The following is a 17,183-nucleotide window of genomic DNA, read 5'->3' as shown; positions in this document are numbered from 1 at the left end:
ATGCACATTCTCAAGCGGTTAATGCCTAACCTGATTCGCTTGGACCCAGTAAAACGCAAGGGGAGCTTCAAGACCCAGCGAATCCTCTTGACCAGCTCAGATAAATATCGCGCTCATATACTTGGTTTGGAATGAGAAGCCTCCTTTACGTGCGAGTGCCCTGCCGGCGTGGGGCGATGCAATGTTACTGATCAGGATCTGCGCCATTCTCTCAAGATCGGAGTCTCCGGTAACCCTGTGCGGTTCAGTGCTCAAAGCGCTTGGGATGAATTAAGATTAATGAGTTTATTGCGGTTATGTATTCATGTTCTCGCACACATTACAGGAGGCACTTAGATGGAAAAATCTAATGAGCCTAGTGATATAAACGAAAACAGCAACTCTCTGCAGCGGCTTAAAGGGTCGGTCGGCAAATATAAACTGCCATTTGAGCCTGTAGGTGTTGATGACTGGGAAGCTCTTGCTCCTGACATTCACTTAAGTGATGAAAATGAGTCAGAATAGGCCTGCATAGCATATGCTATGTCGGTGAGCACATTGTAGGTAGGCGAGGAGCAGAGCAATGAAAGTGACTGAAAAAGTAGAAGTCGAGGCTGTCACTGATGTGGTGTGCGATGTATGCCTAACCACAACGCGTGTAACAGATGAAAATCTTGAGTACGCCACCCTTAAGGCACATTGGGGCTATGGCTCTCAACACGATGGCGAACGCTATGAAGTTCACCTGTGTGAAAGCTGTTTCTTTAGTGCGCTGGCTTACTTCAAACAAGAACGCCGCGTGCAAAATTTGTTCGGTGAAGATAGCGACAGAGAGCGAGCCTTGAATACAGATGATCGTCTGGGGCTAGTGACGACAGCTGACTATTTCCGTGATAGTAATTCATAAAGTGCGATAAGTGGTTTCACCACCCTTTTGCGCGTTTGCTTGGCCGCAGAAACTGAGTGCAGCACCTCAGCATTTCGCTAAGGTGCAGTCACTTACCATACCTCGAACTCAGCATTCAAGAACGTGCCAGTATCCAAGTGGGCAAACCCAAGTGAACCGCCCCGGTTATTCCGGAGACCGGTTTGTTTGAGTCAGGCAGTTTCATCCGATTCTCCCCTGCGTTTAGCTTACGGAAAATCCTACTTTTGAGCACCTTGGTTTTTCGTGGGATTACCCATTGATGGCTCACGTAAACCCCGTTGGCATTGGCCGTAAAGCCACTGATTTGCTGAGGGCTCTATTCGTCCATCAATTGGCCGGTTACCCAGCGAATCAGACTGGGCGTCGCTTTGTCACTTTCCAGGCGGTACGTCGTCGCTGATCGCTTGCCGTTTGGGCCTTTTCGGGCGCATAACCACGGGCCCGCCCGTTGCGCTTTATCTCGCGGCTAATGGTGCTGCTGTGAATGCCAACGGCATTAGCGATCTGGCGCTGGCTAATGCCGGTCTCAAGATAGGCAAAAACTGGGTATCGTTGGCTTTGGGTCAGTAATCGGTATCACGTGCTCTACTTCACTTTGGTAGGTAAGGCAGAGAGGGTACCGGCACTGGTTCTCCTGCCTCTACCTTGTGATCCAAAGTGCTGCGCTTATTCTATGAATCCAGGTTTTGCGCATTCGTTGGTTTAATTTGACGTGGTTTTTAGCTTGATGGTGACTGTAGTGTTAAAACTAGTGGCAGGTTGAAATTTTTTTAATTATTTAATAAGCAAAAATAATGGAAAGAAGAATACCCCACCCTAAGGCACTAGCAGCAATAATTGTGTAAGTGACTGAGATGGTGGCCATTTCAAATTCTTGATGTAAACAGAGTTCTTTTAATCCGTGGTAAATTAAACTGCAAGAGATTGTGATTCCGCTAAGTATAACCACCGCATTTAAAAATAAATTTGGTATTAATAATGACAGCGATGAGACAAATAAAGGTAGTGGTGCTAGTGCAGCAATTAAATAGGAATCTTGATAGCTTATAGATAGCTCATCAACTCTATTGGCTACAGCATATATTATCCATCCGATAATGAAAAAACTCAAAATTTCCGCAAGGAATATAATTGTAGCGATGAAGCGAAACTCACGGTCAGTAAAGCTATATAGAAATGTTTCACTGTAATAAATTCCTGCATAATAGAACATTACTGGAGGCAAGAGGGACAGTGGTAAAACTACCAACCATGCGAGTAAGGGAATGGAAGGGTGGGAATTCTGTAATTCTTTCCAGCCTTCACTATGACCGAATGGTAGTTTGAGCAAGTTGAGTGTTCTCATTTCAGATTCCTCTGGATGTTATCATTGTCCATTGTATCCTGTTATTGCTTATATTTATTAATAAGTTTTTTAGGGTAAATATAATTATTGATTTTTATGATAGGCTATTTTGATAAGTCCGATTTTTTAAATGTAGTTGCTGTTTGGTTTTGTTAAGTGGCCAGCCAAATTATATAGAAATTCATTAGTATGCCAATTTTTATTAAAATATTCGTATATTTTATACAGGTGCTTAGGTTGTTTTTGAGAGCCTTTGAATGGAAATGTTATAGAGCGGAAGTGGTTGTCTGATGAGAGGAGCGTTGTTAAATAGCATTGAATTTTTCTGAATCCCATTTGCCTGAATTGCTTCCTTGGTAGGCCGGTATGACGTTTGATGCTTGGAATTATCACACTTAATGCAGCGCATAAAAATTTGATATGGTCAGTATGCATTACGTACCCTTCTCAGAGAAAACTGAGATGATTGTAAGACTAGCTCTGACGTATGATGTTTGGCATTTAGCTATTATGTATCTATACTTTAAAATTCTATTAATTATTAAGGTATTACACTATGAAAAAGCATGATTTGCCTTCTGGTGCTGGGGATGTGGCTGATCAGTACCCTGAAATATGGGAGACTTATGCCGCTCTGGGTAAAGCGTGTGCAGAAGCCGGGCCGCTTGATGAACGTAGTCGGCGTTTGATAAAACTCTCGCTTGCAATAGGCGCCCGTTCCGAAGGGGCTGTTCACTCCCATGTTCGTCGCGCCTTAGAAGAAGGCTTAAGTGCCAAGGAGCTTAAGCAGGTAGCTATGTTAGCGATTCCTACCACCGGATTTCCAACTGCTGTTGCAGCATTAACTTGGATTGAGGACATCACAGATCCTGACTAAGAGAGTGATAAAAGGATTTATTTTGTTATCGGAAGCACTGCTCGAAGCTAATCGAGCAGTGCAGTGATGCTAAAGATTACATAAATATTTAATGCTTGGTATTTTGTAAAGCTCGCTCCTCGATATCTCTATCGACAGAAGAAACATAATACTCATCGTCGAATGCCCCTTCAGGTTCCTTGAGCCACACTAGGCAAATCACCCAGCTAATGAACGCGCCAGCAGCGATGATGTAGAAGAACTCCGAGGGGGTGACAAACGTAAAGATAGTCAGGTACACCACAGCACCCACATTGCCGTAGGCACCTGCCATGCCTGAAATTTGCCCTGTGATGCGGCGCTTGATGGAGGGAATAATACCGAACGTAGCTCCTTCAGCTCCCTGCACGAAAATCGACGTGCCGATGGTCACCGCAATGGCCAGAATTAACGGCCAGCTTGAATTGAGCAATGCCATCATTAAAAAACCTACGCTAATGCCGAACATGTAGCACAGCATCACAAAACGCCGGTTACCCATGCGGTCAGATACCATACCGCCCATGGGCCTAGCCACAAGATTGACGAACGCAAACGATGCTGCGATCAGGCCAGCCGTGGCGGCATTGAGTCCCCAAGTCTCCTCAAAGAACATAGGCAGCATGGATACGACCGCCAGCTCCGCGCCAAAGTTTGCAAAATAAGTGCTGTTAAGCGCAGCCACACTATTGAAGGAGTACTTGTCATCTTCAGGAACTCCCTTGCGCAAAATTGGCAGGTTGACCCGCAGAATTTGTACAATTTGGTAGATCACAATCGCGACGATAACGAGGTAGGCGATGGTGGCGCCAGTGACCGATAAGTAGCCCATGTACTGGATACGCCACACCAGAATGGCGAGTACGCCAACGAGTGGAATGGTCCAGATGATCAGCTTGATCATATCGGCCCAAGAGCTCACTTCCATGGCTGCCGTTTTACGTGGTTTGCGATGGGAGCTGGCATCAGGACCATCAGTGATCGCGAACCAGTAATAGACGCCGTAAGCCGCCATCACGATGGCACTTTGAGCAATTGCCCAACGCCAGCCATCGGGCCCGCCGTACATGCTAAGAGCAATGGTCGGGAGCGACATGGCCGCTACTGCGGAACCAAAATTGCCCCAGCCAGCGTAAAAGCCCTCGGCAAAGCCGATGTCCTTGGGCTTGAACCACAGCGCGGTCATATGGATACCCACCACGAAGCTGGCACCGATCGAACTCAGCACTAAGCGGGCGACCAGTAGCTGGGTCATGCTATCCCCGAAGGCGAATGCCAGTGCCGGTATCGACATTGTCACCATTAGCACTGAAAACACGCGACGCGGACCGAAGCGGTCCAATGCCATGCCAACAATAATACGCGCAGGGATGGTCAACGCGACGTTGCAAATGGCGAATAGCTTGAGGTCGTCCGGGGTCAGCCAGTCGACGCTCTTGAGCATACTCGACGCCAGCGGCGCCATGTTGAACCATACGTAAAAGGTAATAAAAAAGGCGATCCAGGTCAGGTGCAAAGCCCGGATTTCAGGGCTGCGAAACTTGAATACAGAGGAAACTTTCATGGGCGTCTCATCCTGTGTCCCAAGGGTGGTTTAGGGCTGCTCAAGGACTGGGCAGGATCAATAAAGGACATTCGGCGCGTCGAGCCAGGAACGAGCTGACACTGCCGAACGTCATGTAGTCGAGTTCATCGACAAAATACGTCAACGACTTGGCGATGATGCCACCGTCTGGTTGATGGCTATGACGTGCAATCACCAGCAGGTCTGGCGAGAGTTTCTGAGTTGCTTGCAGCAGCATCTTGCGGGCATCTCCCTCGGCTAGCAGCAGCTCTGCTTCGAAACCCTCGCCGGTAGCGAATGTCACGCCTTCTTGAAGGTGCTGTTTAAGCTCGTCACGCTCTTGTTGAAAGAGCGTTTCGTTGTTGTCGGTAGCGTCGAGAGGGTTCTCAACGACACCGACGAGTACCAACAGGGGTTGGTTACAGCGGAACATATTGACGACTTGAGCAAGCGCCAGCTTAGCGTTTCGCGAACCGTCGTAGGCGATCATGATTTTCATGGTGTCCTCCCGCAGTGGGGTAGGGGATCAAGACCCGGCGCTTAGCGCCGGGCGTAAAGATTAGGGGTTCTGAACATAGGTCAGGGGTTTTTAACGTAGGCACCCTTGCGCAGGTAGAACCACCAGTTAATAACAAGGCAAATCGCGTAGAAGGCCGCGAAACCATACATAGCCAGTTCCGGTGTGCCGGCTTGAATTTGTTCGCCCATGACCCGAGGGGCGATGAAAGCGCCATAGGCGGCAACGGCAGAGGTCCACCCCAGTACCGGGCCTTTCTGTTGCTGGTCGAAAATCACGCCTATGCTGCGGAAGGTTGAACCATTGCCAATGCCGCTGGCGGCGAATAGCACAATGAACAGCAGAAGGAATATCCAGAAGAATTGGTTGGGGTCAGTGGCGTTATAGGCCAGCATCATCACATAGCCGGTGGCCATAGAGGCGACCACCATAACCGCAGAGATAAGTTGGGTGACGATTGAGCCGCCCACCTTGTCGGAAATCCAACCGCCCAACGGGCGTATCAGTGCACCTACAAAGGGGCCTATCCAAGCCCATGTTAAGGCGCTGGGGGCCTCTGGGTTGGCTACGCGGGTGAGTGAGCCATCGGCGGCCACTTCCATCATATTGCCGAAGATAACGTTAATAGAGAGGGGCAGTGCCGCAGAGAAGCCAATAAAAGAGCCGAAGGTCAGGATGTACAGAACCGTCATTGACCAGGTGTGCTTATTGGAAAATATCGCGAACTGCTTCTGAATATTGGGCTTAATGTCGCCTGGAATCAGGCGCAGCAACACCAGAGTTAGCACAATGGTTAGCGGCAGAGCAATCCACATATTAAGCCAACCGAGAGCCAGCATGCCGATGATCGCAGTCACTAAACCTACGCCATAGAGCCCTAATATTTTACTGAAAGCCGCCAGCGGAGAGCCGGGATTGGGGGTAATGGTGCGCAGGTTATTCATTCCAAACCAGCCGGCGAACGCTAAAGGAATCAGGAATACGAGCCAGATAAAGCCAGCATTCTGAATCCATGTGTCGGTACCTGCTTCGATGCGGCCAATTAAGGTGCCACTGGCGCTTTGCAGCTCTAGCGGAGCACCAGCAAGAGTGCCGAAAATACCAACGGTCATTACCAGCGGGATGACGATCTGCATGGTGGTAACGCCAAAATTGCCTAGCCCTGCATTCATACCCAGGGCATAGCCTTGCTGCTTACTGGGGTAGAAGGTAGAAATATTGCTCATTGAGCAAGCAAAGTTACCGCCCCCGATGCCAGAGAGTAGTGCCAAGGCTTGGAATACCCAGAACGGCGTGCCTGGGTTCATAAGTGCAAGCCCAGTACCCGCGGCAGGGATCATCAATAGGGCAGTAGTTAAGAAAATTGTGTTACGCCCGCCAGCAATACGGATCATAAACGACGCTGGAATACGCAGTGTGGCACCAGCAAGTCCGGCAAGCGCCGTTAGGGAAAAAAGTTGATTAATCGTAAATGTAAAACCGAGGTTTTGCATTTGAGTGGTGATCATTCCCCACATCATCCAGACAGCAAAGCCCATCAGCAGGCTAGGGATGGATATCCACAGGTTGCGGTTAGCGACCCGTTTGCCTGTTTGTTCCCAGAAGTGGGCGTCCTCGACATCCCACTTCTCAATGTCGGCGTTTCTTTTGCTCATGGCGGTTTCCCCTTGGCATTAAACCTTTCTGCAAACAGCTATTAACCGGCAAGATACGCCTGAGAGGAGAGTAGGGAAACCAGGGGAAAAGGCTCGAAAATCAGCGACATACCACTTGAGAGGTAGTCGCTGAGAGAGATAAGCTAATTGATTTTAAAGAGAAAAAATCAGAGGGGGTAAAATTAAAACAGTGTAAAAGTACCCAAGAAGTCTTTGGAGGTAACCACTCAGAGTCGGCTAGTGATCCAGTCCTTCTTGCACTGCCCAAACAGCGGCTTCGACACGAGAGCGTAGGTTAAGCTTTTTGAGTAGATGCTTAACGTGGACCTTGACGGTTCCTTCGGTAATATCCAATTTGCGTGCGATGAGCTTATTAGATAACCCGCCCGCCAGTTGCTGGAGAATTTCTCGTTCGCGCTGCGTCAGGCTGTGAACGTCGGGGGTAGTGGGCGCATTGCGTTGATTACGCAGCGCTTCGGCCAGCAATGCGGTTAGGCTTTCACTAATCACCATACGTCCTAGGGCTGCTTGGCGCAGTTGGCGAACCATGTCTTCTGGTTCCATATCTTTTAGTAGATAGCCGTCTGCTCCGGTGCGTAGCGCAGAGACAACATCGTCTTCGTGATCAGAAACAGTAAACATTACCACTCGGCCACTGTAGTTAGCTTCTCGTAGGCGGCGTAAAGCCTCTAACCCGTTCACGCCCGGCATGTTTAAATCCAGTAATACCAGGTCGGGTTCCATGGAAAGCGCTAGCGCAATGCCCTCTTCAGGGTTGCCTGTTTCGCCAACTAACTCAAGGTCATCTTCAAGCTCAAGCAGCTGAGCTACGCCACGGCGTAGCAGTGGATGGTCATCGATGATCAGCAGGCTGGCAGGTGAATCGTTAGCGGTTGTCAGCGTCATTATGAAGCCCCAGTACCAAAATGAGAGTCGGAGTCAGCCGCAGTGGGCTGCTGTTGGATCAAGCGAGCAGTTAATGGGGTAAAAACAAGCTCTATGCGGGTTCCCCCGGTGGGGCGGTTAGCAATGCTTAGTTTTCCATTCAGGGTAGTCGCTCGGTCACGTATAATCACCAACCCATAGTGCATCGGTGGCGAGCTATCGTCTTCCAGCCCGATACCGTCATCTTCAACACGCACAAGCAGCTGAGAATCGGCGAAGCGCACGGTAACCGCCGCCCAATGAGCTTGGGCATGCTTATGAGTATTGGCCAGCGCTTCACGAATGATTTGCAGCACGTGAATATCTTCATTGGGGTTCAGTAAATAAGGCGGTACATCGTATTTCAGTTCTACGGTCGTCCCCATTCGCTGGGTAAATTCATCAACGGTTTGACGCAAGGCAGATTGAAGGCCTGGCCCTTCAAGCTTAAGCCTGAAGGTAGTTAGTAGTTCACGCAGTTGGCGATAGGCGCTGTTTAAACCGACACGTAGTTCATCGAACACGGCTGCTTGAGCCTCTTTTGTGGCATCTTTTTGCTGCATGCGTTCGAGTCGAGCGACCTGCATCTTGAGGTACGATAGCGACTGAGCCAACGAGTCGTGTAGCTCACGGGCGATGATGGTTCGTTCGTTAATCAGCGTGACATGCTGCTCCTCTTCGATGCGTCGCTGAAGGTACACTGCTGTGGCGAGCTGGTCGGCTAAAATAGTGAGCAGCCGACGCGTACTATCGTTGAGGCGTTCGTTTGGATACCACACCTCCAGAGTGCCTAGCAGCGTGTCACCTACGCTGATAGGTAACAGCAAGCATTGTGCTTGGTCGCTGGCCATGATCTCTAGCGGACGAGGGTCAATCAGACAAGCATGGCAATGTTGATCGCGACAATACTCTGGCCGAGTGCGTGAATGGGTTTCTAAGACGGGCATTTCCCGCTGATCAAAAGGGTCGTTCAGAGATAGTCGTATCGGCCCAAGTGTCAGCAGTTCTTCTAATTCACGTAGCATCGGCGCTGCGCTGGAACACAGGTCATTACCGCCCCCATAAAGTGAACGACTGGCATCATGCATCACCCGCATCGCCTGGTTGCTGCGCTCAAGCTCCAGTTTCTTGCGCGATACCTTGTCTTCCAACGCGGCATAGCTGGAGGCCAACTCAGCAGACATCGTGTTGAAGGTGTCGCCAAGTAAGGCCAGCTCATCGCTGCCGCGAATCTGCGAGCGCGGTGTAAAGTTACGTTGTGCTGCCTCCCTGGCGAGCACCATCAGCTGACGCAATGGCAACACCAAATTGTGGCGAACGTCGTAAAGCGAAATCAACACCACAATGGCGATCAACACAAGAAAGAGCAGTTGCATCAAGCCCAGCAGCCTTACCTTCGCTTCGGTGCTGTTCTCAAGCTGCGTTACGAGGATCTCAATGTCGCTGACTAGGGTGGCGATCATGCTATGGAAAGCATCCAACGCGATACCATCACCAGTAGGAGCATCTTCAAGAGCAGGGCTAAGCGTGCGTTGCCAGTAGGTCTGAATTTTTTCTAGCTGATGACGAGCCTCATGGTGCTCATCAAGGGGGATGCTTTGTTCCAACGCGGCGCTGTACAACCGCTGATCGAAACGGGCCACTAATGTTTCGAGCTGTTCTACGCTGTTTAGCCGCTCTTCATTCGTCTCTTGTGGGCCATACTCGACGCTCTGCAATGCTCCCATAATCTGGTAGGCGTTCATGCGTAAAGACCCGGCAACGTTAATGGCAGCAGCATCGCCACGGGTACTGTTGGACATTGCCATGGTTAGGGTGATGCTAATTAGTGCCATCCCGCTAATTGCTAACAGAGACGCAATAATGCGAGCTACGAGGGAGCGTTGCAGTAATTTCATGACGGTTTCGAAAACGCACAAGTGCTAGAAAAGTGTGGCATTGACTGGCTCTCGATATGGGGGCTATTACTTTGGAGTTAGCCCGCCTACCTCCGATGCTTTTTGACCTAAACCCGGCATTTAACGACAATTCTGGCACGTCTTCTGATGTCTTCATACCCTCGCCGGGAAACACCATGCTTTCACCTACGCCACCTTCGTCGCTGAAGACATCAAAAGAGCCAGTCAATGGCTACCAGATGCTGGTAGCCATGCTATTGATGCCGCTGGCCAGCGCGTTAGCGGTAGCCAGCTGGACACTGTATACCCTGCTCGCTATTCATCCTGTCTACGTGCTGTTACCGCTGGGTAGCGGTGTCCTATTGGCCTGGCCTGCATGGCGGTTGGCTCGCCGTAACAACACGTGCCGCCTGATGCAATGGCTGCTATTGGGGCTGGCGCTGGTGCTCATTGGGTTTGGGGTGGCCAATCAACCTGGTGAGTTTCTGTTGGTAGGAGGGGGGTTAGGGTTGGGAGGTGCTGTTATTGCCACTGGCATCGCCCATGCCAACGGTTGGATGCCTGGCTGCCTGAAATGCTTATTAATAGGGCTCTTCCTGGCCATGGCGGCAGGCGTGGGGTTTTCTCTACGCATGGAACCCTTAGTGGTTCAAGCCTATGGTTGGCGGGCCGCACCTCTGAGCCTGCTCATTCCATTAATCATGATAATGCTGCTGTTACGGCTGTTTGTCGAGTCACCTGAATAATGCCATCAACTCTTTTAACTAACTAACGATAAGGCGCTTTTTATGACCATAGCGACATTTTCCGATCTACTGCAAGAAGCGCGCCAGCAAGCGAAGCCCCAGCGGCTGCTATTTGTGTTCGTTCACGCTGAGCTACCCGATTTTCCTGACGCTGAACAGCGGCGCCGTTTCGAACAGGGCGAGGGCGGTGTGCTGGTGCCTGTCGTCTGCGTGGACAAGTCGATAGATGAACTGAGCAGTATGGAGGCGTTGGTTGAGGAGTCTCGGCGTACTGGGTTTGAATGGGATTTGGTATTTGCGGCGGCCATGGACGACGCTGCCGATGATGCCGACGTTGAACGTCAGCTTCAGCGAATGACCGAGTCGTTACAAATGGGCAACATTACCTCGTTCGTTGCTTTCGATCATCAGGGCGATGCCGTTAACGTTGGCTGAGGATGTTCCGTGGAGTACTATTTTGTCATCAAGCATCTGCATGTCACGGCTGCGGTGTTGAGTATTACGCTTTTTGTCGTGCGCGCATGGTGGTCAGTGCTAGAAAGCCCTCGACTCAACGCGCGCTGGGTTAGGGTGCTGCCCCATCTCATCGATACTGCTCTGTTGGGGCTGGGGGTCACCTTACTCATGCTGCTCTCTGTATGGCCCTGGCAGCTTCCTTGGCTTGGCGCCAAACTGCTGGCATTACTGGCGTATATCGGTATTGGAACCTTTGCGATTAAACGTGGGAAAACACCCCAAACGCGTGCGGTTGCCGCCCTGGTAGCTATCGTTTTATTTGCCTATATGGTGGGGGCCGCTATTCGCCACAGCCCACTTTCCTGGTTAGCGTGACGTTATCCGCGCCTCTCCTGATGCATATCAGGGTTAAGCGCCCTCACAGTGCTTAGCATCGAACTCGGTCGTTTACATAGACCCCTGTGGTGTTCGCCATTGATTCCTTTATGTAGGAGTGCGTTTAGTGTCATTGCTACCGTTTGCTGTTCCAAGGCCATCTGCAGTGCTGCCGCTACCGATAAACCTTGAACATTTGATTCGTCTTCTTGATCCGAAGGTGCCTTTTATTATCAAGCAGCGTGTGGTCGAGTCTTTACTTAACCATACGTTTGCTGAGCCTCTTCAAGAAGGGGAGTTCGATGTTTTAGAAGGGCGGCGTATTACGCTAGCCATTGCCGATTTAGGGATAGCGCTCAGCTTGACGCTGGAAGCCCAGCGTTTGGTCGTGTGCCGTGAACTTGGCGAGGCAACTATTCGTGGGGGCTGGCGCGAATTTTTGTGTTTGGCGACGCGTCGCGAAGACCCCGATAGCCTGTTTTTTCAGCGCCGTTTAGTCATTGAAGGCGATACGGAGCTGGGACTGACGCTGAAGAACCTACTTGATGGACGTGAAGAGAGTTTCGCCCAAGGGCGCTTGGGGGAGGTGTTAATAGGGCTAGAGAGGTTTGCGCGCAGGGCGTAATGTCATCGTCTCCAGCCTCGCTGGATGTTTAATAGGTGGCCTCGGTCCTTCGCCAAGGCCACTTGTTATCAAGCCGCGTCGAGGGGACGTGAGGGGCCGAAGTGCTCAAAGTGGCGGCGGTCTGCGCTAATGCCCAGCTCAGCCAGCGCACTATTAATGGCGGTCATGAAACCCTGGGGGCCAACAAAATAGCAGCGCGCCATAGGCCCAGGCAGGTAGTCGGCTAATAAGGAGCGGTCAATACGTCCGTTATGATCGGCACGGTTTCCGCGTTCATGAATAGTGACCGCCTGAAGACGTTGGGGGTAGGCCGCTTTTAAAGCGTCAAGCTCGCCATTGAAAGCGTGGTGATCGGCGTCTAGGGCAGCGTGTAAATAGACAACCTGGCGCCCTAGCGCCAGCGCATGGCGTGCTATGGGTAGCAGGGGTGTTTGACCGACGCCTCCGCTGGCAAGCAGCAGCGGTTCGTCACCTTCTACCAGCGTTAAATCACCTGCGGGGGGAAGCAGCTCTAGGCTATCGCCTAGTTGCAGGACATCGTGGAAATGACGGCTGGCTTGCCCCTCTGCTTCGCGTTTAATCGAGATGCGATAACTCCGACCATTGGGAATATCCGATAGGCTGTAATGCCGATAGACCTGTTCACCGTTGATAGTCAGGCGCACACCGATATATTGGCCAGGCTCATGGTCAGCCACGCTGCCACCATCTTCGGGTTCCAGAATAAACGAGCGGATTAAGATGCTCTCCTGCTGGGTACTGGCGATCTTAAACCGGCGTGTGCCCCGCCAGCCGCCGGGTCGTTGCTCGAACTCACGGTAACGCTGGTCTTCAAGATCGATTAAAAGAGCAGCGAGTTCGTTATAAAGTGCTCCCCACGCATCGGCAATGGCGGGGGTAACGGCATCGCCAAGGACATCACCAATGGCTGCTAATAAGCATTCACCCACAATGGGGTACTGCTCTGGAAGAATACCCAAAGAAACATGTTTACTGACCACAACGGCCAACGTGGCGCGTGCTTGAGCAGGGTTATTGCGTAGTTTTACATAGGCCAATACCGCGTTAGCTAAGGCGCGTGGCTGGCCTCCGCTTTGCTGATGAGTCTCATTAAAGAGCGGTTTGACCTCAGGGTAGCGGGTAAACATTAACGGATAAAAATGCTGAGTAATGGCGTCCAGATGTTCTGCAACCACGGGCGCCGTCGCATTAATCAGCTTTTCCTGTTCAAGTGTTAGCACGGGTAATACCTCTTTTCTTTAAGATGCTTTATAAATGCATCTTAAGGTCTAGGAGGGATGAATGCCACCTGTGTCGCCAAAAGATGCATTTTTGATACCTGTCATGGTTTTTGAAGATTGCAAAGCGCACAATGCTATTTCCAAGTAATTCAGTCGGGATTCTGCCATGCCAACGATTACCTCATCCCAGCCAGCCTCCACGTGTAAGCAGCTCCCCTTGGTGCGACTGGCGTTTCGTCCTTTCTTCCTACTGGCCGCGCTGTTTAGCGTGCTATCTCTGCTGGTGTGGTTAGCTTTTTGGCACGGCAACATGTTGTTACGCCCCTATGGCGGGCTGATTTTTTGGCATCAACATGAAATGTTATTCGGATTTGCGGCAGCAGTGGTTGCAGGCTTTCTCTTGACCGCTGTGCGCAACTGGACCGGGTTACCGAGCTTAAATGGCGGCCCGTTGATCGCGTTAGTGGTGTTATGGCTGTTAGGTAGGCTGCTAATGGCCTTTCCGATAGTCTTTTCTGTAGCGTTACCGAGGTGGCTGATAGTGATCGTCGACCTCGCCTTTCTTCCCGTCGTTGCTATCGTTATGGCGACGCTAGTAGTGACCGCAAAACGGTGGCGTAATTTAATTTTTGTCCCCGTGCTTATGCTATTTGCGATGGCGAATCTGGCGATGCACGTGGGGGTGATCAACGGCGATCCCGAGATGATTCGCCAGGCTGCCTACTTAGCGGTGCTGTTGATCACATTGATGATAACCTTAGTTGGCGGGCGGGTCATTGCCATGTTTACTGCTAATCGTCTCAAGCGCCCCAAACCAGCGCCAATTCCACTACTTGAAGTGGCTACCCTGGGCAGTACCGGCGGTGTTGTACTCTTGCAACTGGCCATCTTGCTAGGTGTTGCCGTTCCTGTTGCATCCATGGGCGGAACAATGCTCTTCGCGGCCTTGGCGAACACGCTACGGATGGCACGCTGGGGTGGGCTGCATAGCTGGCGCGAACCGTTGCTATGGGGATTGCATGGCAGCTATGCCTTCATCCTGTTGGGGCTTGTCATGTGGGTGTTAGCACTGATGGGGCTAATACGCACTGAACTTGCGATTCATGCGCTAAGCATTGGGGGAATGGGTGTCATGATGCTAGCCATGATGGCTCGGGTGTCACTCGGCCATACCGGTCGGCCAATACGCACCTTGCCGGGCATCGGCGTAGCGCTAGGGTTAATGCTAATAGCGGCCGTTATACGCTCCCCTGTGTTGGCGCTGTTTCCCCAGATCACCCACTGGACTTATACGCTAAGCATCACCTTCTGGTGTGTGGCCTACGTTATCTTTCTGGCGCACTACACGTTGCCGTTAATGCGGGCGCGGGTCGATGGGCAGGAGGGCTAGGTTTTCAATGGCTGGTTTTGAAGGACTGGTTTTGAAGGACTAAGCGCTGAGGGTAGGAATACGCATAAGACGCGCCAGTTCAGGTTGCTGGTTGCCCAGGAGGTCAGCCAGCGTATAGCGGTCGAGGACGTCTAGAAACGCGGATAATGCCTCTTTAAGAATCGGTTGAAGACGACAGGCGGGAGTAATGATGCAGGCATTATCGCTATGAAAGCACTCGACTAACGCCATGCTATGCTCCATCTCGCGCACCAGCTCTCCCAGACCAATAGTGGCGGGGTCACGCGTTAACAGTAAACCGCCATTTTTGCCACGAATAGCCGTGACGTAGTGTTTCTGGCTAAGCTCCTGAACGATTTTCATCAAATGATTGCGCGAAATTTGAAAGGTGTCGGCAATTTCATGAATGGTGGAGCGCTCTTCTCCCTTAGCGGCAAGAAAGATCAATACGCGTATTGAATAATCAGTAAATCGAGTGAGCTGCATGGAGGTTACGTGGCTCCGAGAGTAGTCAAGCTGATAAAGAGTATGTTGTATGAATGTTCAGTAGGTTGCAATCTTGTTGGGGTGAAATGTCGGGTGGCCCTGCCATACGGCAAGGCCATTTAAACGGAAAAGCGACCTTGGCCTGATGGCGCTTTTCCGTTGCGTTAGCTAGCGACGGTGCGGGTATTGTCCATGCCTGGTCGGCCATACCAGTAGCCGTCGCAGATCTCTGCATCCACCACGCTTAATGGGTCAGGGGGAGGCAGCCTATTTTGGCGGGCTTGGTCGAAGGCCTTGACTATCTCTGCCATACCTTCCGCCCGGGGGCTAAGGCGTGCTACTGAGACGCCCATGGCGGCCATGTCCGGTAGTTCGTAACGAAGATCCTGACAGGCGCTTGAGAGGGTTTGTATGCCGTTGAGGGTGAAAACATCGCGAGACTCTTGGGAACGTAGTACTAAGCCTTCAGGATACTTTTGGCAAACAAATTTGCAGCGATCTTTGGGCGTTTGATGGCGTCGCGCGGTAAAACAGCGTGATGACCAGGCGAGTGGCAAGTGGCCGTAGGCAAACACCTCGCAGGGCTGGCTGACACCTGCCTGATGGCAGTCGGCGATCAGCTGGGCCAAGTCCTTTTTAGACATTTCTACCGGTGCTTGCCAGCGCTGCATCCCGGTGCGCTTCATAACGCCTAGCGTTGCGGGGTTATAAAGATTCAGCGCAGCCCCAGCGATAAACGGTAGCCCAGCACACGAAAGGCGTTGTAAGGCGCTTTGGTCGTTGGCTTCCACGATGAAGTCGCCGTTGTCGCAGAGCTTGCGCAAGTCGCGCAAATCGGCCTCAGATTCAATCAATGTTTGGCTGGCGAGCACCACTTGCTTGCCCGCTTGGGTAAGCTCGCGCCCAATGCCAAGCCAGTCGTCCAGTTTCATATCGCGACGCCTGGAGCAGACGGTCTCGCCTAGGGTAACGATCTCCACCGGCCAGTCGGCTACGTCGCGGTAGAAATTGGCGTAGCGCTCTCGTGTCCAGTAGAACAGTACCGGGCCCAGGGACAGTTGCAGAGTCGGGGTAGACATGGAGAGCTCCTATTTCCAGCGTCGCTCGTAGGCGCCTAAGGTAGTGGTAGCACCTTCGGAAAGCTCGGCAAGGCCAGCCATCCAGGCATGTTCTGGTTGAAAGCGTCCAGGCGCATCTTCAAGACGGTCCAGTGCCTGACGCCAAATGCCAGCTACTTTAGACACATACGCGGGACTGCGCTGGCGGCCTTCAATTTTAACTGCGCTAATACCCAGTTCACGCAATTCGGGCAACAGTTCCAGGGTGTTGAGGCTAGTGGGTTCTTCAATGGCGTGATAGGTCTCACCGCCCACCTCAAAGCGGCCTTTGCACAGGGTGGGGTAGCCTGCGCGTTCACCTTCCGCGTAGCGGTCAATAAGCACATTGTTAAGCCGCGATTCTAGACCTTGGGGCGTCTCTTCCCAGCGAACATGTGCCGCAGGTGAGCAGACGCCTCGCGTATTGGGTGAATCGCCGGTGAGGTAGGAAGAGAGGTAGCAGCGGCCTTCCGCCATAATGCATAAGCTACCAAAGGCAAACACTTCGAGTTCCACTGGCGTTTGCTTGGCTAAGTCACGTACCTGGGTGATAGATAACACTCGGGGCAATACGGCACGCGTGATGCCAAAGTGGTCATGGTAGAAACGTAGTGCTTCATGGCTGGTGGCCGACCCTTGTACCGACAGGTGACGAGCCACGTTGGGGTGGCGCTGGGCGGCGTAATCAAGTAGCCCCATATCGGCTAGAATTAAAGCATCGACGCCTAGGTCGGCCGCCTGATCCACGGCGCGGGTCCACTGTTGCCAGCCATCGGGTTGGGGGTAGGTGTTAATCGCGCAAAGTATTCGTTTGCCGCGTTGATGGGCGTAGTCGATCCCTTCGCGGGCGCGCTTGTCGGTGAAATTTAGCCCAGCAAACTGGCGCGCATTCGTCGCATTTTGAAAACCGAAGTAAACGGCATCGGCTCCTTCATCCACCGCACGCTTCAAGGCGGGCAAGTTGCCAGCAGGGCATACAAGCTCCATTGCGAAGACTCCTTAAGATGAAAACCTGAGCATAGTAGTCGCCTATTGTTTGCCTCCCTTTGACTCAGGTCATTA

Annotated in this window: 20 protein-coding genes; 9 read left to right on the top strand and 11 right to left on the bottom strand. The window is 51.7% G+C overall.

The annotated features are described in order from the left end of the window. Window positions 1–336 precede the first annotated feature (336 nt). From LG301_RS14130 to LG301_RS14120, 3 genes are all read left to right on the top strand, one after another. A complete protein-coding gene (locus LG301_RS14130) occupies window positions 337–504 on the top strand; it encodes a hypothetical protein (protein WP_404471786.1) in 168 nt (55 codons plus the stop codon). A 58-nt stretch (window positions 505–562) separates the two neighbouring features. Continuing rightward, entirely contained in the window at window positions 563–886 is a 324-nt protein-coding gene (locus LG301_RS14125; protein WP_404471785.1) for a hypothetical protein, read from the top strand. A 280-nt stretch (window positions 887–1,166) separates the two neighbouring features. Next, window positions 1,167–1,307 carry a hypothetical protein gene (locus tag LG301_RS14120; protein WP_404471784.1) on the top strand — a complete coding sequence of 47 codons (141 nt, stop codon included), beginning with the start codon at window positions 1,167–1,169 and terminating at the stop codon, window positions 1,305–1,307. Here LG301_RS14120 and LG301_RS14115 read toward each other — a convergent pair. Both LG301_RS14115 and LG301_RS14110 read right to left on the bottom strand, forming a co-directional pair. Then, entirely contained in the window at window positions 1,259–1,474 is a 216-nt protein-coding gene (locus LG301_RS14115; protein WP_404475278.1) for a helix-turn-helix domain-containing protein, read from the bottom strand. The two genes, LG301_RS14120 and LG301_RS14115, sit on opposite strands and share 49 nt — an antisense overlap. Window positions 1,475–1,685: 211 nt before the next feature. After that, complete coding sequence (locus tag LG301_RS14110; protein ID WP_404471783.1) at window positions 1,686–2,252, bottom strand: YIP1 family protein; 567 nt, start codon at window positions 2,250–2,252, stop codon at window positions 1,686–1,688. Window positions 2,253–2,808: 556 nt separating this feature from the next. On the opposite strand from LG301_RS14110, the gene LG301_RS14105 reads away from it, so the two are divergent. Further along, complete coding sequence (locus LG301_RS14105) at window positions 2,809–3,129, top strand: carboxymuconolactone decarboxylase family protein (protein WP_404471782.1); 321 nt, start codon at window positions 2,809–2,811, stop codon at window positions 3,127–3,129. 88 nt (window positions 3,130–3,217) lie between these two features. Here LG301_RS14105 and LG301_RS14100 read toward each other — a convergent pair whose 3' ends face one another. The 5 genes from LG301_RS14100 to LG301_RS14080 form a co-directional block, all read right to left on the bottom strand. Next, window positions 3,218–4,711, bottom strand: a complete 1,494-nt coding sequence (locus LG301_RS14100) for an MFS transporter (RefSeq protein ID WP_404471780.1) — start codon at window positions 4,709–4,711, stop codon at window positions 3,218–3,220. A gap of 40 nt (window positions 4,712–4,751) precedes the next feature. Further along, window positions 4,752–5,210, bottom strand: coding sequence for a universal stress protein (locus LG301_RS14095; protein ID WP_030074581.1), 459 nt, complete (start codon window positions 5,208–5,210; stop codon window positions 4,752–4,754). Between the two features lie 80 nt (window positions 5,211–5,290). Then, window positions 5,291–6,883, bottom strand: a complete 1,593-nt coding sequence (locus LG301_RS14090; RefSeq protein WP_404471779.1) for an antiporter — start codon at window positions 6,881–6,883, stop codon at window positions 5,291–5,293. Window positions 6,884–7,120: 237 nt separating this feature from the next. Then, entirely contained in the window at window positions 7,121–7,789 is a 669-nt protein-coding gene (narL, locus tag LG301_RS14085; RefSeq protein ID WP_030074577.1) for a two-component system response regulator NarL, read from the bottom strand. Further along, window positions 7,789–9,705: a type IV pili methyl-accepting chemotaxis transducer N-terminal domain-containing protein gene (locus LG301_RS14080; protein WP_404471778.1), complete on the bottom strand. Its 1,917-nt coding sequence runs from the start codon at window positions 9,703–9,705 to the stop codon at window positions 7,789–7,791. The genes narL and LG301_RS14080 overlap by 1 nt, the downstream gene beginning before the upstream one ends. Window positions 9,706–9,881: 176 nt before the next feature. Between LG301_RS14080 and LG301_RS14075 the strand changes: the two genes are divergently transcribed. From LG301_RS14075 to LG301_RS14060, 4 genes are all read left to right on the top strand, one after another. Then, window positions 9,882–10,451 carry a hypothetical protein gene (locus LG301_RS14075; protein WP_404471776.1) on the top strand — a complete coding sequence of 190 codons (570 nt, stop codon included), beginning with the start codon at window positions 9,882–9,884 and terminating at the stop codon, window positions 10,449–10,451. A gap of 42 nt (window positions 10,452–10,493) precedes the next feature. Beyond that, window positions 10,494–10,886 (top strand): ribonucleotide reductase subunit alpha, encoded by a 393-nt coding sequence (locus LG301_RS14070; protein ID WP_404471775.1) that lies wholly within the window; start codon window positions 10,494–10,496, stop codon window positions 10,884–10,886. A 9-nt stretch (window positions 10,887–10,895) separates the two neighbouring features. After that, window positions 10,896–11,282, top strand: a complete 387-nt coding sequence (locus LG301_RS14065; RefSeq protein WP_404471774.1) for a SirB2 family protein — start codon at window positions 10,896–10,898, stop codon at window positions 11,280–11,282. 127 nt (window positions 11,283–11,409) lie between these two features. Continuing rightward, complete coding sequence (locus tag LG301_RS14060; RefSeq protein ID WP_051690206.1) at window positions 11,410–11,907, top strand: SCP2 domain-containing protein; 498 nt, start codon at window positions 11,410–11,412, stop codon at window positions 11,905–11,907. Between the two features lie 68 nt (window positions 11,908–11,975). Here the strand turns inward: LG301_RS14060 and hmpA are convergent, their stop codons facing one another. Then, complete coding sequence (gene hmpA / locus LG301_RS14055; protein ID WP_404471773.1) at window positions 11,976–13,148, bottom strand: NO-inducible flavohemoprotein; 1,173 nt, start codon at window positions 13,146–13,148, stop codon at window positions 11,976–11,978. A gap of 166 nt (window positions 13,149–13,314) precedes the next feature. Between hmpA and LG301_RS14050 the strand changes: the two genes are divergently transcribed. Further along, complete coding sequence (locus LG301_RS14050) at window positions 13,315–14,538, top strand: NnrS family protein (RefSeq protein ID WP_404471772.1); 1,224 nt, start codon at window positions 13,315–13,317, stop codon at window positions 14,536–14,538. Window positions 14,539–14,577: 39 nt separating this feature from the next. On the opposite strand, the gene LG301_RS14045 is transcribed toward LG301_RS14050, so the two are convergent. The 3 genes from LG301_RS14045 to LG301_RS14035 form a co-directional block, all read right to left on the bottom strand. Beyond that, window positions 14,578–15,024 carry an Rrf2 family transcriptional regulator gene (locus tag LG301_RS14045; protein WP_404471771.1) on the bottom strand — a complete coding sequence of 149 codons (447 nt, stop codon included), beginning with the start codon at window positions 15,022–15,024 and terminating at the stop codon, window positions 14,578–14,580. A 164-nt stretch (window positions 15,025–15,188) separates the two neighbouring features. Continuing rightward, complete coding sequence (locus tag LG301_RS14040) at window positions 15,189–16,103, bottom strand: U32 family peptidase (protein WP_404471769.1); 915 nt, start codon at window positions 16,101–16,103, stop codon at window positions 15,189–15,191. A gap of 9 nt (window positions 16,104–16,112) precedes the next feature. Further along, on the bottom strand, window positions 16,113–17,108 hold the full coding sequence (locus LG301_RS14035) for a peptidase U32 family protein (protein ID WP_030074557.1): 996 nt from the start codon (window positions 17,106–17,108) through the stop codon (window positions 16,113–16,115). Window positions 17,109–17,183 lie beyond the last annotated feature (75 nt).

This window comes from Vreelandella venusta (assembly GCF_044809155.1).
Lineage (GTDB): Bacteria > Pseudomonadota > Gammaproteobacteria > Pseudomonadales > Halomonadaceae > Vreelandella > Vreelandella venusta_B.
The sequence above is the reverse complement of the archived record's forward strand: the minus strand, read 5'-3'. Positions and strand labels throughout refer to the sequence as shown.

Bases quoted from the DNA above. Each gene is read 5' to 3' on its own strand.
- narL (WP_030074577.1), bottom strand. From the start codon at position 7,789: ATGACGCTGACAACCGCTAACGATTCACCTGCCAGCCTGCTGATCATC.
- LG301_RS14090 (WP_404471779.1), bottom strand. From the start codon at position 6,883: ATGAGCAAAAGAAACGCCGACATTGAGAAGTGGGATGTCGAGGACGCC.
- LG301_RS14120 (WP_404471784.1), top strand. From the start codon at position 1,167: ATGGCTCACGTAAACCCCGTTGGCATTGGCCGTAAAGCCACTGATTTG.
- LG301_RS14040 (WP_404471769.1), bottom strand. From the start codon at position 16,103: ATGTCTACCCCGACTCTGCAACTGTCCCTGGGCCCGGTACTGTTCTAC.
- LG301_RS14125 (WP_404471785.1), top strand. From the start codon at position 563: ATGAAAGTGACTGAAAAAGTAGAAGTCGAGGCTGTCACTGATGTGGTG.
- LG301_RS14110 (WP_404471783.1), bottom strand. From the start codon at position 2,252: ATGAGAACACTCAACTTGCTCAAACTACCATTCGGTCATAGTGAAGGC.
- LG301_RS14095 (WP_030074581.1), bottom strand. From the start codon at position 5,210: ATGAAAATCATGATCGCCTACGACGGTTCGCGAAACGCTAAGCTGGCG.
- LG301_RS14075 (WP_404471776.1), top strand. From the start codon at position 9,882: ATGCTTTCACCTACGCCACCTTCGTCGCTGAAGACATCAAAAGAGCCA.
- LG301_RS14050 (WP_404471772.1), top strand. From the start codon at position 13,315: ATGCCAACGATTACCTCATCCCAGCCAGCCTCCACGTGTAAGCAGCTC.
- LG301_RS14080 (WP_404471778.1), bottom strand. From the start codon at position 9,705: ATGAAATTACTGCAACGCTCCCTCGTAGCTCGCATTATTGCGTCTCTG.
- LG301_RS14130 (WP_404471786.1), top strand. From the start codon at position 337: ATGGAAAAATCTAATGAGCCTAGTGATATAAACGAAAACAGCAACTCT.
- LG301_RS14035 (WP_030074557.1), bottom strand. From the start codon at position 17,108: ATGGAGCTTGTATGCCCTGCTGGCAACTTGCCCGCCTTGAAGCGTGCG.
- LG301_RS14045 (WP_404471771.1), bottom strand. From the start codon at position 15,024: ATGCAGCTCACTCGATTTACTGATTATTCAATACGCGTATTGATCTTT.
- LG301_RS14105 (WP_404471782.1), top strand. From the start codon at position 2,809: ATGAAAAAGCATGATTTGCCTTCTGGTGCTGGGGATGTGGCTGATCAG.
- LG301_RS14070 (WP_404471775.1), top strand. From the start codon at position 10,494: ATGACCATAGCGACATTTTCCGATCTACTGCAAGAAGCGCGCCAGCAA.
- LG301_RS14100 (WP_404471780.1), bottom strand. From the start codon at position 4,711: ATGAAAGTTTCCTCTGTATTCAAGTTTCGCAGCCCTGAAATCCGGGCT.